13 protein-coding genes are annotated in these 15471 nt (G+C 62.2%); 6 read left to right on the top strand and 7 right to left on the bottom strand.

The features are described from left to right. Nucleotides 1–25: 25 nt before the first annotated feature. Nucleotides 26–2065, bottom strand: a complete 2040-nt coding sequence (uvrC, locus tag ASD31_RS08890) for an excinuclease ABC subunit UvrC (RefSeq protein WP_056331999.1) — start codon at nt 2063–2065, stop codon at nt 26–28. Next, nucleotides 2062–2814, bottom strand: a complete 753-nt coding sequence (locus ASD31_RS08885; RefSeq protein WP_413813805.1) for an SDR family oxidoreductase — start codon at nt 2812–2814, stop codon at nt 2062–2064. Before ASD31_RS08885 ends, uvrC begins: the two co-directional genes overlap by 4 nt. A 382-nt stretch (nt 2815–3196) precedes the next feature. Here ASD31_RS08885 and ASD31_RS08880 point away from each other — a divergent pair, with 382 nt between their 5' ends. Then, on the top strand, nt 3197–3835 hold the full coding sequence (locus tag ASD31_RS08880; RefSeq protein ID WP_056331995.1) for an outer membrane protein: 639 nt from the start codon (nt 3197–3199) through the stop codon (nt 3833–3835). A 116-nt stretch (nt 3836–3951) separates the two neighbouring features. Here the strand turns inward: ASD31_RS08880 and ASD31_RS08875 are convergent, their stop codons facing one another. The 3 genes from ASD31_RS08875 to ASD31_RS08865 form a co-directional block, all read right to left on the bottom strand. After that, on the bottom strand, nt 3952–4542 hold the full coding sequence (locus ASD31_RS08875; RefSeq protein ID WP_056331993.1) for a glutathione S-transferase: 591 nt from the start codon (nt 4540–4542) through the stop codon (nt 3952–3954). A gap of 21 nt (nt 4543–4563) precedes the next feature. Continuing rightward, on the bottom strand, nt 4564–5337 hold the full coding sequence (locus tag ASD31_RS08870) for a ribonuclease T2 family protein (protein WP_082520488.1): 774 nt from the start codon (nt 5335–5337) through the stop codon (nt 4564–4566). Nucleotides 5338–5412: 75 nt separating this feature from the next. Beyond that, nucleotides 5413–6291: a 23S rRNA (adenine(2030)-N(6))-methyltransferase RlmJ gene (locus ASD31_RS08865; RefSeq protein WP_056331990.1), complete on the bottom strand. Its 879-nt coding sequence runs from the start codon at nt 6289–6291 to the stop codon at nt 5413–5415. A gap of 66 nt (nt 6292–6357) precedes the next feature. Here ASD31_RS08865 and ASD31_RS08860 point away from each other — a divergent pair, with 66 nt between their 5' ends. Further along, nucleotides 6358–8490 carry a molybdopterin-dependent oxidoreductase gene (locus ASD31_RS08860; protein WP_056333119.1) on the top strand — a complete coding sequence of 711 codons (2133 nt, stop codon included), beginning with the start codon at nt 6358–6360 and terminating at the stop codon, nt 8488–8490. Nucleotides 8491–8498: 8 nt separating this feature from the next. Beyond that, nucleotides 8499–9122, top strand: coding sequence for an NUDIX domain-containing protein (locus ASD31_RS08855; RefSeq protein ID WP_056331988.1), 624 nt, complete (start codon nt 8499–8501; stop codon nt 9120–9122). Between the two features lie 330 nt (nt 9123–9452). On the opposite strand, the gene purN is transcribed toward ASD31_RS08855, so the two are convergent. After that, nucleotides 9453–10091, bottom strand: a complete 639-nt coding sequence (gene purN, locus ASD31_RS08850; protein ID WP_056331986.1) for a phosphoribosylglycinamide formyltransferase — start codon at nt 10089–10091, stop codon at nt 9453–9455. Beyond that, complete coding sequence (purM, locus tag ASD31_RS08845; RefSeq protein WP_056331984.1) at nt 10088–11170, bottom strand: phosphoribosylformylglycinamidine cyclo-ligase; 1083 nt, start codon at nt 11168–11170, stop codon at nt 10088–10090. Before purM ends, purN begins: the two co-directional genes overlap by 4 nt. Before the next feature lie 218 nt (nt 11171–11388). On the opposite strand from purM, the gene ASD31_RS08840 reads away from it, so the two are divergent. From ASD31_RS08840 to ASD31_RS08830, 3 genes are all read left to right on the top strand, one after another. Continuing rightward, on the top strand, nt 11389–12525 hold the full coding sequence (locus ASD31_RS08840; protein ID WP_056331982.1) for an AI-2E family transporter: 1137 nt from the start codon (nt 11389–11391) through the stop codon (nt 12523–12525). Nucleotides 12526–12530: 5 nt separating this feature from the next. Next, nucleotides 12531–13217 carry a DnaA regulatory inactivator HdaA gene (hdaA, locus tag ASD31_RS08835; protein ID WP_056331980.1) on the top strand — a complete coding sequence of 229 codons (687 nt, stop codon included), beginning with the start codon at nt 12531–12533 and terminating at the stop codon, nt 13215–13217. A 67-nt stretch (nt 13218–13284) separates the two neighbouring features. Continuing rightward, the gene (locus tag ASD31_RS08830) at nt 13285–15471 is read left to right on the top strand and encodes an RNA degradosome polyphosphate kinase (protein WP_056331978.1); all 2187 of its coding nucleotides are present in this window, start codon (nt 13285–13287) and stop codon (nt 15469–15471) included.

Here is a 15471-nt window from a genome sequence, read left to right as displayed (position 1 = left end):
CGCCGGCTGAACGGTCATCGGCATGTCATTTCGCGCCGTCCTCATGGAAGTGATCGTAGATCATCCGCGCCACCGCCTCGGAAATGCCCTCGACCGCGACGAGATCGGTAAGGCCGGCCCGTGAAACGGCCTTGGCGGTGCCGAAATGATGGAGGAGCGCGCGCTTGCGCGTCGGTCCGATGCCGCCGATCTCGTCGAGCGGGTTGCGGACCATCTCCTTCTTGCGCCGCGCCCGGTGCGAGCCGATGGCGAAACGATGTGCCTCGTCGCGCATGCGCTGGATGAAATAGAGCACCGGATCGCGTGGCGGCAGGGTAAAGCCGTCGCGTCCTGCCGGAGGGGCGCCCGGCGGAAAGAAGCGCTCGCGGCCTGCCTCGCGGTCAACGCCCTTGGCAACGCCGATGGCGGTCACGCAGTCCTCGATGTCGAGTTCGCGCAGGATCGCCCGCACCGCCGTCATCTGTCCTTGGCCGCCGTCGATAAGAATGACGTCGGGCCAGGTCGGGAAGCCCGCATCCTCGCCGATCTCGACGCTGCGATCGGGCTTGCCCTCTTCCTTCAACAGGCGGGAGAAGCGGCGCGTCATTACCTCCTTCATCATGCCGAAATCGTCGCCGGGGGTGATGTCCGTCGATTTGATGTTGAATTTGCGGTACTGGCTTTTGACGAAGCCTTCCGGCCCCGCCACCACCATGCCGCCGACCGCATTGGTGCCCATGATGTGGGAATTATCGTAGATTTCGATGCGCCGGGGCACGCGCTCCAGCTTGAAGGTGGTGGCGAAACCCTCGAGCAGGCGCGATTGCGATGCGGTCTCGGCCAGCTTGCGTCCATGCGCCTCGCGGGCATTGGCGACGGCGTGATCGACCAGATCCTTCTTCTCGCCGCGCTGCGGAACAAGGATTGCGACCTTGTAGCCGGATTTCTCGCTGAGCGCCTCGGAAAGCAGCGCCTGTTCCTCGACCGTCTCGCACAGGAGGATCTGCCGGGGGCAGGGCTTGTCGTCGTAGAACTGCGCGAGGAAAGCGCTGAGAACCTCGGCGGAGGTCAGGGTCGGGTCTGCCTTGGGGAAATAGGCGCGGTTGCCCCAGTTCTGTCCGGTGCGGAAGAAGAACACCTGGATGCAGGAGACGCCGCCCTCGTGATGGATAGCAAAGACATCGGCCTCCTCGACGCCGGAGGGATTAATGCCCTGGTGGCTCTGCACATGCGACAGCGCCGCCAGTCGGTCTCGGTAGAGTGCTGCCCGTTCGAAATCGAGATTTTCCGAGGCCTCGCTCATGGCCGAGGCGATCGTCGCCTTCACCGCCTGGCTCTTGCCGGACAGAAAATCCTTCGCCTCGCGCACCAGTTCGGCATAGTCGGCGTCGCTGATCTCATGCGTGCAGGGGGCCGCGCAGCGCTTGATCTGGTGGAGCAGGCAAGGGCGGGTGCGGCTTTCGAAGACGCTGTCGGTGCAGGTGCGCAAAAGGAATGCGCGCTGCAGCGAATTGATCGTGCGGCCAACTGCGCCTGCCGAGGCAAAAGGCCCGAAATAATCGCCCTTGCGACTGCGCGCGCCCCGGTGCTTGTAGAGTGCCGGCGCCCGCGTCTCGCCGGTCACCAGGATATAGGGAAAGGACTTGTCGTCGCGCAGAAGCACGTTGAAGCGCGGCCGCAGCCGCTTGATCAGATTGGCCTCGAGCAGCAGCGCCTCGATCTCGGTGCGCGTCGTGACGAATTCCATGTTTGCGGTTTCGCGCACCATCTTGGTCAGACGGTTGGAATGGACGCGGCCCTGCGCGTAATTGCTGACACGCTTCTTGAGGTTGCGCGCCTTGCCGACATAGAGCACGTCGCCGGCCTCGTTGAACATGCGGTAGACGCCGGGGCTGTTGGGCAGGCGCTTGACGAAGGCCTGGATCAGTTCGGCGCCGCGCAGCCCGTCGGGAATGGCGCTGGTCTCGGCCCAGTCGAGAATAGGCGCCGGCGCACCGCTGTCGGCGGCGTCGGGCAGGTCGTCTTCGTCATCGCCGGCATTTCCGTCGTAGAGGATGCCGCCATCGGTGGGCACGCGCCCGCTCATTCCACAATCTCCAAAATATCCGGCGTTTCCCAGGCAAGATGCTGGCCGCCGTCGAGCGCGATCATCTGCCCGGTCATCGATGGCGTTTCGAACAGGAAACGGATCGTTTGGCCGAATTCGCCAAGCTGCGGACCCGTCTTCAGGAGCACGGCACCGACCTGCTTCTCGAAATCCTCGATGTTCTGCCGCTCGTTCGGCAGGGTAGGGCCAGGGCCGATGCCATTGACGCGGATCGCCGGCGCCAAGGCCTGCGCCATGGTACGGGTCGCCGTTAGCAGCGCCGACTTCGATAACATATAGGAATAAAATCTTGGATTTGGAGCCCAGACGCGCTGGTCGATGATATTGACGATCAGGCCGGAATGCTCGGGCGGCAGCTGCGCGGCGAAAGACCGGGCAAGCAGCGAAGGCGCCTTGACATGCAGCGCGAAGTGATCGTCCCAGATCTTTTCGTCGAACGCCTCCAGGCTGTCCTTCTTGAACAAGGAGGCATTGTTGACCAGCAGCCCAATGGGGCCGAGCCCTGCGACGGCCTTGTCCATCAGGCCCGAGACCGCATCCATATCCGTGAGGTCGGCGGCAACGGCAACTGCTCTGCCGCCTTTGGAACGGATATCGTCGGCAAGCGCCTGTGCCTCTGTCATCGCGCCATTGGCATGAATGGCGATGGCGAAGCCGTGGGCGGCTAGATCCTCGACGATCGCCTTGCCGATCCGCCGGGCGCCGCCGGTTACCAGCGCTGTTTTCAAGGGGTTTCTCAAGGGCAATTTCCGCTCTGCGATTCGTGGTCTTGCATTCCGCAAGGATATAGGAGGCGCCCGGTCATTGCGAAACCGCCTCACCAATTCCTTTCGGAAAAATTAAAGCCCACAGCGCGAATTGAATTGTTTTCGATGTTCGAAGTATAGATTCGGTTAATCCATCCAAGATGGTTAACAATTCGCCTGTGGCTACAAAGCAACATCGAATTTCAGCCACCCTCCTGCCACCAAAATTTCACATTTTAGCTCTTGTGAATCCGCATTTGACCGCCAATTTCTCCTCAACCGGGCGGGGTTCATTGCAATTTGCCCGATGTATCCACCAGGATCGCGATTGATCCCGGAGCATCTGGTTCGAAAGGAGACTTTAATGCGTATTCTCATCACCACCCTCATGGCATCGGCCGTGTCCCTCATCACCTTTTCCGCAGTCCAGGCTGCCGATGCGATCGACGAAGTTCCGACAGCACCTGCTGCTGAATATGTCGAACCGGCCGTCAAGAACTGGTCGGGCGCCTATGTCGGTGGTACCGCCAACTGGGCCCGGGGCGAGTTCGACGGAAACGGCGATCGTGCGGCTTCGGGTGCCGGCGGCGGTCTCTACGGTGGCTACAACATGCAGAGCGGCCAGATCGTCTACGGCGCGGAAGCCGATATCAATTACGGCGACAATGACAGCAGCAATGGGACGGTCGGAATGAGCCAGCGCGCCAACGGCTCGGTCCGTGCTCGCGTCGGCGTCGATCTGAACCCGGTCCTCGTCTACGGTACGGCCGGTGTGGCTGCTTCCAACGTCAAGGCCGCACGTAGTGGTGGCTCTGACACCAAGACCCTGCTCGGCTGGACCGCCGGTGCCGGTGCCGAAGCCTTCGTGACCGACAATGTCACGGCGCGCGTCGAATACCGCTATTCCGACTACGGCTCGAAGGACTTCAGCCTGCCGGGCGGCAGCGTTTCCTCAGGCTATGATGAGCACAGCGTGCGCGTCGGTATGGGCGTCAAGTTCTGATCCATCGCCATGCATGAGAAAAAGGCCGGAGCGATCCGGCCTTTTTTGCGTTCAGTGGAGTGTTTCGGAGCGCTCACCGCTGACAGGTGTCCGTGTCCGCCCGCGGGATCGCCCTGCTACTGCTTGAACGTCTCGTGGTCGGGGAAGAATTTTTCGAATTTCTGCGGCCAGTTCTTCAGTTTCGGGCGGCCTTTCTGCCAGGTACCGGAAAACCGCAATTCGACATAGCGCAGCATGGCGGCAAGCGCGAAATGGCCGGCATGCAGTTTTGCCCCCGTCTTCGGCAGATGGCCATTGAGATGATCGAGGCCGCGTTCGACCTTTTCCCACTGCCTGTCGATCCACGGCTGGTGGATTTTTTCCGGCGGATGGAAGCGCTTTTCATAGACGATCGCCAGGAGGCAATCGCAAATGCCGTCGCAGAGCGCTTCCAGAATCTCCACCTCCGTGCGCTTTTCGGCATTGCGCGGATAAAGCTTGCCCTTGGTCTCGCGGTCGATGAAATGCATGATCGAGCGGCTGTCGAACACGGCCTTTCCGTCGTCGGTAACGAGGGTCGGGATTTTCCCGAGCGGATTGTTGGCGGCGAGGTCCGGCGGATTGGCATTGGAATCCGTCAGCACGCCTTCGCAGGCAAGGCCGGCATAATGCGCGGCCATGCGCACCTTGTTGGAATAGGGGGAGGCAGGGGCGTAGAAAATCTTCATCGGCGTTCTCTCATTGTGGTGTCAGGGAGTGGCGGGCAGTGTGGGATTGCGCAAGCGGCAGCCGGCGCGGTCGATCTCGCGGCAGGCGCGAAAGCTCAGATCTTTCTCGAAGCAGATGCGGACCTCGTCGATCCGCCCGGCATCGCAGGTGACGGCCAGACCGTCGGAACCCAGGCCCGGATTGGCGTCGGTCAGCTGTGCCTCGATCTCCTGCGGGCTGGTGCGCCGCTCTGCCTTCACCGACCGAAGCGCCGGCGGGATCGCCAGCTTTTCGCGCGCGGCGCGCAAGAGGGCGAAATACTCCTTCTGGCCAAGCCCGGAGCAGGTCCCGTGCTTGCGCCATTCATGACCGATCAGCCCCATCGAAGGCATGATGTCGAACAGGCTTCGCCCCAGTGCATCCGGCACCCGGTCGGGATGGCGTGTCCGGCAGAATTCCGGATAGCCCTGTTCGTTCTGCGGCCAGAACCCGTGGACGATAAAGCCGTGGTCCTTCTCGGCTGAACATTGCATCGTGCGCCCGCCCGGATCGTTTTCCAGGCACCAGCTCGGCGACCAGGAAAGCGACAGCACATAGAAATCGAATCCGCTGCCGCGCGGCAGGGACGGGGCCTTTTTGCGCGCATTCGCAGTCGGGTTGCCGGCAATCGGCGTGCTTCCGGCAATCGGGGTGATCGAAACTGGCGTCTCTTTGGGTGGCGGCGTGTTCTCGTTTTCGCCATTGCAGCCGACCAGGGCCGGAAGCGCCAGCGCCAGGAGGATCACGGCTCGAAAAACCGGCGCGGATGCGGACATCGTTCTCTTGCAAAACATGGATGGAATTTGCGTCGCCCAGGGCCGAAGCGTCAAGTCCGAAGCGTCAACCCTCGGTCAATCGCGCTCGCGCATCTCTTCGCCGCGCAGCCAGAAGGCGCGGGCGTGAGCGTGGCGATCCTGCTTGAGGCGGTCCTTCAGGAAAGGCAGGAGGATATCAAGCTCGTCCTTCAGCGTGAAAGGCGGATTGACGACGATCAGGCCGGAGCCCGAGAGCCCCGTCGTGTCGCGGTCGCTGCGCACCACAAGCTCGGCGCAGAGCATTTTCGGGATATTCAGATCCTTCAGCGCCTGATGGAAAGCCTCGATCGGCGCGCCCTGTTTCAGCGGATACCAGAGGCAGAAGGTGCCGCCGGAGAACCGCCGCCAGGCCTTGGCCAGTCCCTCCGCCAGCCGCTCGTATTCGCCTGCGATCTCGAACGGCGGATCGACCAGCACGATGCCGCGCTTTTCCTTCGGCGGCAGATGGGCGCCGAGCGCCAGCCAGCCGTCGAGCTCGGTGATCCGGCTCTGGAAATCGCCGTCGAACAGGCGGTGCAGCGTCTCGTAGTCGTCGGGATGCAGTTCCATCGCCGACAGTCGGTCCTGCGGCCGCATCAGCATGCGGGTGAGTTTCGGCGAACCGGGATAAAGGGTCACTGCGCCGTCCGGCTCACGCCCCGGATTGAGATCGCGCACCGCTCCCAGATAGGGTTCCAGGATGGCCTTTGCTCTCGCCGGAATATCGGCATCAAGAATGCGGCCGATGCCGTCGCGCCATTCGCCGGTCTTCTGCGCCTCTTCGCTGGAAAGATCGTAGAGGCCGATGCCGGCATGGGTATCGAGGACCCGGAACGCCTTGTCCTTGCGGGCCATGTGGACGATCAGCCGGGCAAGCACCGCATGTTTCAGGACATCGGCGAAATTGCCCGCATGGTAGATGTGACGGTAATTCATTCGCGTCCCTTATCGTCCGATGAAATCTGGAAATGTGCGGCCTTGGGACTTTGAGACCCCATGGCGATGCCATATAGAAAAGCCATGAACCTTGCGACCCCCATCTCCCGTGAAAAAACCACCGCCCATGCCGTCTGCCCGCATGACTGTCCGTCTGCCTGCGCGCTGGAGGTCGATGTCACCCCGGAAGGCCGCATCGGCCGGGTGCGCGGCTCCGCCGACAACAGCTACACGGCCGGCGTCATCTGCGCCAAGGTGGCCCGTTACTCCGAGCGCATCTATCATCCCGAACGCCTGATGATGCCGCTCAGGCGGCGTGGCGCCAAGGGGGAGGGCAACTGGCAGGAGCTTTCCTGGGAGGACGCGCTCGACGAAGTTGCCGGCGCCTTCGTGCGCGCCGAGCAGGCGCATGGCTCGGAAGCCGTCTGGCCCTATTTCTATGCCGGCACGATGGGGCAGGTGCAGCGCGATTCGATCGAGCGCCTGCGCCATGCCAAGCGCTATTCCGGCTTTTTCGGCTCGATCTGCACCAATCTCGCCTGGACGGGCATGTCGATGGCGACGGGTTCGCTGCGCGGCCCCGATCCGCGCGAAATGGCCAAGTCCGATTGCGTCGTCATCTGGGGCACCAATGCCGTCTCGACGCAGGTCAATGTCATGACCCATGCCGTGAAGGCCCGAAAGGAGCGTGGGGCGAAGATCGTCGTCATCGATATCTACGACAATCCGACGATCAAGCAGGCCGATATGGGGCTGGTGCTGAAGCCCGGCACCGACGCGGCCCTTGCCTGCGCCGTCATGCATATCGCCTTTCGCGACGGCTATGCCGACCGGGCCTATCTGGCCGACTATGCCGACGATCCGGCCGGTCTCGAAGACCATTTGAAGACGCGCACGCCGCAATGGGCATCCGCCATCACCGGCCTGCCGGTGGAGGAGATCGAAGCCTTCGGCCGGCTGGTCGGCACGACGCCAAAGACTTTTTTCCGCCTCGGCTATGGTTTCACACGCCAGCGAAACGGCGCCGTGGCGATCCATGCCGCAGCCTCGGTTCCCACCGTGCTCGGTTCGTGGAAGCACGAGGGCGGCGGCGCCTTCCACTCCAACAACGATATTTTCCGGTTCGACAAGCGCGAACTGATGGGCTCGGCCATGGTCGATCCCGATATCCGCATGCTCGACCAGTCGCAGATCGGCCGCGTCCTCACAGGCGATGCCGAGGCGCTGCGGCAGCGCGGGCCGGTGACGGCCATGCTCATCCAGAACACCAATCCCGCCAATGTCGCGCCCGAGCAGCGGCTGGTGAAGCGCGGTTTCCTGCGCGACGATCTGTTTGTCGCCGTGCACGAGCATTTCATGACCGATACGGCCAGGCTTGCCGATATCGTCCTGCCTGCCACCATGTTCCTCGAGCATGACGATCTCTATCGCGGCGGCGGCCATCAGCATATCCTGCTCGGTCCCAAGGTCGTCGAGCCGCCACCGACGGTGCGCAGCAATCTCTTCGTCATCGAGGAACTGGCCAAGCGCCTCGGCGTCGGCGACAAGCCTGGCTTCGGCCTTAGCGAGCGCCAGCATATCGACAGGATTCTTGGCCCTCACGGCACGGACTTCGAAGGCTTGAAGCGCGACAAATGGCTGGATATCCAGCCGGATTTCGACACCGCGCATTTCATCGGCGGTTTCGGTCATCCCGACGGAAAGTTCCGCTTCAAGGCGGACTGGACGGGAACGCCGGCGCCGAACCGGCCGCCGGAGGCGCTGGGGCCGCTTGGCCCTTACACGCGACTGCCGGAATTCCCGGATCATGTCGACCTGATCGAGGTGGCGGATGAAATACATCCGTTCCGGCTGTCGACCTCGCCGGCACGGTCCTTTCTGAATTCGACCTTCTCCGAAACGCCGTCGTCTCTGCAAAAGGAGGTCCGGCCCGATGTCATGATCCATGCCGAGGACGCCTTGGCACTGGGGATCGCCGATGGCGACCTGGTCCGGCTCGGCAACGAACGCGGCGAAATCCGCCTTCATGCAAAACTCGGCGGCGGCGTCCGGCGCGGCGTGGTGATCGCCGAGGGTATCTGGCCGAACGGCGCCCATCTCGATGGCGAAGGCATCAACGTGCTCACAGGCGCCGATGCCGCCGCTCCCTATGGCGGCGCCGCCTTCCACGACAATCATGTATGGCTGCGCAAGGACTGAAGAGCCGAATGACGAAGTTCCGCGATGCGAAGATCGAAATTCTGAAAGACGAGACGCTTTCGAAAAACTGGTACCACCTGCGCAACATCACTTACAGCTACACCGGCTCCAACGGCATCGCGAAAACGCTGAAGCGCGAGGCCTACGACCGCGGCAATGGCGCCACCATCCTGCTTTACGATCCCCGCCGGGAAAGTACCGTCCTTGTGCGGCAGTTCCGCATGCCCGCCCATGTCAATGGACATTCCGGCTGGCTGCTCGAAACGCCCGCCGGCCTGCTCGACGGCGATGATCCGGCCGAGGCGATAAGGCGCGAGGTGATGGAGGAGACCGGCTATCGGGTGACCGAGGTGCGGCCGCTGTTCAAAGCTTACATGTCGCCCGGTTCGGTCACGGAGATCATCCATTTCTTCGCGGCGATCATCGATGTGACGGTGCGCGCCGAAGCCGGCGGCGGCGCTGACCATGAGGACGAGGATATCGAAGTGCTGGAGATCCCTCTCGCGGATGCGATGGCCATGATCGACAGCGGCGAGATCTGCGATGGCAAGACAATCCTGCTGTTGCAATGGGCGATGCTGAACAGAGAAAAGCTGGGGGCAAGCCTCAGCGTCTCAGCCAAAAGCCGGTAGCCCGACGGCCCGAGCTGCCTCATTAAGCTTCTTGTCGTTTGCGTTCCGCTCTGAGCGCCTCGATTGCGGCAATCCGCTCGCTACGGTCATCAATGCGCACGAGGCGGGCTATGGGCTCGTTCCCCCGGGAAATAACGACATCTTCTCCCGCCTCCACCTTGGAGAGAAGTTGGAAAGATGCGTCTCTGCCTCCGCAACTTTTACTTCTATTGTTATTCGTGCCTCCATTTCTGCAGGAGCGACCTGAGCTTTTCTGCAGAATGGCACGAACCAAAACCTGGTCAACAGGTTGACCAGCTCGCCGGTTGCAGTGGTGAGACGCTGGAGCCCTTAAATAGACAAGTCCGCATGCACCGCCCGCCCATCGACCATCCGCACCTTGCCCTCGGCAACGAGCCGCAGCGCCTGGGGATAGGTGCGATGTTCCTCGACCAGCACCCGCGCGGCCAGCGTCTCCCAGCCATCGCCGGCCATCACCGGCACCTTGGCCTGCAGGATGACCGGGCCTTCATCCATGCCTTCCGTGACGAAATGCACAGTGCAGCCTGCCTCTGCCATACCGGCGTCGATGGCGCGCTGGTGGGTGTGAAGACCCGGAAACAGCGGTAGCAGGGAAGGGTGGATATTGATGATCCGGCCTTCATAAGCCTTGATGAAATGGCCGCTCAGGAGCCGCATATAGCCGGCAAGGCAGAGAATGTCGGGTGAAAGGCTTTCGAGCGCTGAAAGGATCGCCGCTTCATGGGCTTCCTTGCTCGAATAGTCCCTGCGGACGAAGGAAAAGGTGGGGATGCCGAGTGCTGCAGCCTTTTCAAGCCCGCCCGCATCCGCCTTGTCGGCAATGACGGCGATGATCTCGGCCGGAAAGCCCGGCTCAGACGCAGCCTTGGCCAGGGCCAGCATGTTGGACCCGCCGCCGGAAATGAACACCACGACCCTTTTGCGGGCCGTCTTCGTGTCGTCCGTCATAGGGCGAGCGTGCCCTTGTAGATCGTGCCGGCGGCGCCTTCCGTCCGGGCCACCATCCGCCCCAGGGCAAACACGGTCTCGCCCTCGGCCTTCAGCACGGAGGTGACCTTGTCCGCGTCTTCCGTCGAAACGACCGCGATCATGCCGACGCCGCAATTGAAGGTGCGCAGCATCTCAGTGGTCGCGACACCGCCGGTCCTGGCAAGCCAGGAGAAGACCGCCGGCGGCTTGATCGCAGCAAGGTCGATCTCGGCGGCCAGATGCTTCGGCAGTACACGCGGGATGTTTTCGGGAAAGCCGCCGCCGGTGATATGGGCAAGCGCCTTGATCTTTCCGGTTTCGCGGATCGCCTTCAACAGCGGCTTCACATAGATGCGCGTCGGCGTCATCAGCACGTCGGCCAGGGTGGCGGAGCCTGCATCTTGAGAAAAGGGCGCCGGCGCATCCCAGGCAAGGCCGGAAAGCGAGACGATCTTGCGCACCAGCGAATAGCCGTTCGAATGCACGCCGGAGGAGGCAAGCCCAAGGATCACATCGCCCTCGGAAATATCGCCTGCCGGCAGCAACTGGCCGCGTTCGGCGGCGCCGACGGCAAAGCCGGCGAGGTCGTAGTCGCCGCCCGCATACATGCCCGGCATTTCGGCGGTCTCGCCGCCGATCAGCGCGCAGCCTGCCTGACGGCAACCGGCGGCGATCCCGCCGACGATGGAAGCACCCTGGTCGGGATCGAGCTTGCCGGTGGCGAAGTAGTCGAGGAAGAACAGAGGCTCGGCGCCCTGCACGACGAGATCGTTGACGCACATGGCCACAAGGTCGATGCCGACCGTATCGTGCTTGTCGGCGTCGATGGCGATTTTCAGCTTGGTGCCGACGCCGTCATTGGCGGCCACCAGAACCGGGTCGTTGAAACCGGCCGCCTTCAGGTCGAACAATCCGCCAAAACCGCCGATCTCGCCATCGGCGCCAGGGCGCCGGGTCGAGCGCACATGCGGCTTGATCTTCTCCACCAGCAGGTTTCCGGCGTCGATGTCCACGCCGGCATCGCTATAGGTCAGGCCGTTCTTGTCCATCTCGCTCATGGCTTGCTCTCCACTGGCTCGTCATTTTGCGATTGCGATTGGCATGGCGGTGCGGCAAGCGCAAGCCGATTGCCGGCGAAACAGCCGCTTTTTCACCGTTTTGCCCCATTCTGCCGGTGGTTTTTTGCCATAGGCTTGACCATTGTCCGTGCCACATCCTATCTCCACCTCTGAAGCGGCGCGATGCCGCTTGAGGCGCGAGGCATCGGAACAGCGGCATGGTCAACACATTGAACAGCGGCAGATTGCAGCGCCAGGTTATTTTCTGGCTGCTTTTCCTCTGCGTCTTCATCGCCTTCCTCACGATGTTCAGCAATATTCTCCTGCCGTTCATCGCCGGCATGGCGCTTGCCTATTTCCTCGATCCGGTGGCCGACCGGTTGCAAAGGCTGGGTCTGAGCCGGCTGATGGCAACGATCGTCATCCTGGTCAGCTTCATCGTCGTCTTTGCCCTGTCGCTCGTGGTCATCATCCCGATCGTCTTCACCCAGGCCGCCGACTTCATCCAGAAGATGCCAAGCTATATCTCCAGCCTTCAGGACTTCCTGACCAGCCGTCAGGTTGGCTGGCTGCCCGGCTGGATCACCGGGCAGATGGATACGATCAAGCAGAATTCCGCCAAACTGCTCGAACAGGGGGCCGGATTTCTCGGCACGCTGTTCCAGCAATTGTGGAATTCGGGCATGGCGCTGCTCGATATCATCTCGCTCTTCGTCGTCACGCCGGTGGTCGCCTTCTACCTTCTGCTCGATTGGGATCGGATGATCGACAAGGTCGATGGCTGGGTGCCGCGCGACCACGTGGCGACCGTCCGCCAGATCGCCCGCGACATGGATGCGACGATAGCCGGCTTCGTGCGCGGGCAGGGGTCGCTGTGCATTATCCTTGGCCTCTTCTACGGCATCTCCCTGTCCTTCGCCGGGCTCAATTTCGGCCTGTTGATCGGGCTCTTTGCCGGCTTGATCAGCTTCATTCCCTATGTCGGCTCCATGGTCGGCCTGGTGCTTGCGGTCGGCGTGGCGCTTGTCCAGTTCTGGCCGGATTATCTGCATATCGGCATGATCGCTGCGATCTTCTTCGTCGGCCAGTTCATCGAAGGCAATATTCTTCAGCCGCGACTCGTCGGCAAAAGCGTCGGGCTTCATCCGGTCTGGCTGATGTTCGCGCTTCTTGCCTTCGGCGCGCTCTTCGGCTTCGTCGGATTGCTGGTGGCAGTACCGTGCGCCGCGGCCATCGGCGTCCTCGTTCGCTTCGGTATCCAGCGTTATCTCGACAGCACCCTCTATCATGGCCACCCGCATATCCTGACGATCGAGCCGGAGCACAAGCGGCCGGACGACAAGCTTCCGGGATAAGGATCATGGTGCGCAAGTTCGAACAGTTGCCGCTCGTCTTCGGGCATGAACCGCAGACCGGACGCGACGACCTGCTCGTCTCCGAACGGCTGAAGGCGGCGGTCTCGATCATCGACAGTTGGCCGCGCTGGCCATCGCCGGTGGTCATCCTTGCCGGGCCGGTCGGATCGGGAAAATCGCATCTCGCGGCCATCTGGCGGGAAAACAGCGGGGCCACCGCCATTCACCCGCAAGCCGGCAGCGACGCCGCCGAGACGGCCGCAAAAGGCCCCGTCCTGTTCGAGGATGCCGACCGCCGCGGATTTGACGACCGGGCGCTGTTTCACGTCATCAACAGCGTGCGCGAAAACGGCACCAGCCTCCTGATCACCAGTCGGCTCTGGCCGATGTCCTGGCCGGCCGAGCTGGCCGACCTGCGTTCGCGGCTGAAGGCGGCGACGGTCGTCGAGATCGGCGAGCCGGACGACGAACTTCTGGCCCAGGTCCTGGTCAAGCTCTTTGCCGATCGCCAGCTTGCCGTCGACGACCGGCTGATCTTCTATATCGTGGCGCGCATGGAGCGTTCGCTGGAAGCCGCCCAGACCATCGTCGAGCGGCTGGATCGGCTGGCACTGGCGCGCGGCACCCGCATCAACCGCGCGCTGGCGCTGGAAGTGCTCAACAGCCTTGGAAAGACCATCGAAGGTGATTGACTGTCACAGTTCCGTCGTCAAACTGGGCTAGCTGCTTGGGCAAAAGCACAGGATGCGGGCGGGGACAATGGACATCGTGACAACTGCGACGAATGCAAGCGAACCGGGCGGCGATGATATCGATCTGCTGACAAGCCCGCAGCGCTTCATCAACCGAGAATTCTCCTGGCTGCAGTTCAATCGTCGCGTTCTCGAGGAAACGCTCAACACCGCCCATCCGCTGCTCGAGCGCGTTCGCTTCCTGTCGATCTCGGCGGCCAATCTCGACGAGTTCTTCATGGTCCGCGTTGCCGGGCTGGAAGGGCAGGTGCGCCAGGGCGTGCTTATCCGCAGCCCGGACGGCAAGACGCCGGTCGAGCAGCTGGAAGACATATTGAAGGAAATCGATAATCTGCAGATGGAGCAGCAGGCTTCGCTCGCCGTGCTGCAGCAATATCTGGCCAAGGAAGATATTCTGATCGTGCGGCCGCTGTCCCTCTCGGCGGAGGATCGCGGCTGGCTGGAAAACGAGTTCGAACAGGCGATCTTCCCTGTATTGACGCCGCTGTCGATAGACCCCGCCCACCCATTCCCTTTCATCCCCAATCTCGGCTTCACCATGGGCCTGCAACTGGTGAGCAAGAGCGGGCGCGAGCCGATGACGGCGCTGCTCCGCCTGCCGGTGGCGCTCGATCGTTTCATCCGGCTGCCGGATGCACGCTCGGTGATCCGCTATATCACCCTGGAGGATGCCGTCAGCCTGTTCATCGAACGGCTCTTTCCGGGCTACGAGGTCAAGGGAACGGGCACGTTCCGCATCATCCGTGACAGCGATATCGAGGTCGAGGAAGAGGCCGAAGACCTGGTGCGCTTCTATGAGACGGCGCTGAAGCGCCGCCGGCGCGGCTCGGTGATCCGTATCGAGATCGATTCGGAAATGCCGCTGGAACTGCGCAGCTTCGTCATTTCCGAGCTTAACGTGCCGGAAAACCGCGTTGCGGTTCTGCCCGGCCTTCTGGCGCTCAACACCTTGTCCGAAATCACCAAGGCGCCGCGCGACGATCTGCGCTTCGAGCCGTACAATGCGCGATTTCCCGAACGCGTCCGCGAACATGCCGGAGACTGCCTCGCCGCCATCCGCGAAAAGGACATGGTCGTCCACCATCCCTATGAGAGTTTCGACGTGGTGGTGCAGTTTCTGCTCCAGGCTGCGCGCGATCCTGACGTGCTGGCGATAAAGCAGACGCTCTACCGGACCTCAAACGACAGCCCGATCGTCCGTGCCCTCATCGATGCGGCGGAGGCCGGAAAATCGGTGACGGCGCTGGTCGAGCTCAAGGCGCGGTTCGACGAGGAAGCCAATATCCGCTGGGCGCGCGATCTTGAGCGGGCTGGCGTGCAGGTGGTATTCGGCTTCATCGAGTTGAAGACGCATGCCAAGATGTCGATGGTGGTGCGCCGCGAGGAGGGCAAGCTTCGGACCTATTGCCATCTCGGCACCGGTAATTACCACCCGGTCACCGCCAAGATCTATACCGACCTGTCCTTCTTCACCTGCAATCCGAAGATTGCCAATGACATGGCCAATATCTTCAACTTCATCACCGGTTACGGCGAGCCCGAGATTGGCATGAAGCTGGCGATTTCGCCGCACACGCTGCGTCCGCGCATCCTCCAGCATATCGCCGAGGAAATCGCCCATGCCGAAGCCGGGCGGCCCGCCGCGATCTGGATGAAGATGAATTCACTTGTCGATCCCGAAATCATCGATGCGCTCTATCGCGCCAGCCGGGCCGGCGTCGAGATAGACCTGGTGGTGCGTGGCATTTGCTGCCTGCGTCCGCAGGTGGCCGGCCTGTCGGACAATATCCGAGTCAAGTCGATCGTCGGCCGCTTCCTCGAACATTCGCGTATCTTCTGTTTCGGCAATGGACATGGTCTTCCCTCCGAACACGCGCTCGTCTATATCGGGTCCGCGGACATGATGCCGCGCAACCTGGATCGGCGGGTGGAGACTCTCGTGCCTCTCATCAACCGGACCGTGCATGAACAGGTCTTGTCGCAGATCATGCTGGCCAATCTCATCGATAACCAGCAGAGCTACGAGATCCTCGAGGATGGAACGTCGCGGCGCATGTCGGTCGCCAAGGATTCCGAGCCGTTCAACGCGCAGGTCTATTTCATGACCAATCCCAGCCTGTCCGGGCGGGGCGAGGCCCTGAAATCCAGCACGCCGAAAGCAATTGCCGGCTGGAACAGCCGCCGCAGAAGATAA

The sequence above is a fragment of the Rhizobium sp. Root482 genome, from assembly GCF_001426565.1.
Lineage (GTDB): Bacteria > Pseudomonadota > Alphaproteobacteria > Rhizobiales > Rhizobiaceae > Pararhizobium.
The sequence above is the reverse complement of the archived record's forward strand: the minus strand, read 5'-3'. Positions and strand labels throughout refer to the sequence as shown.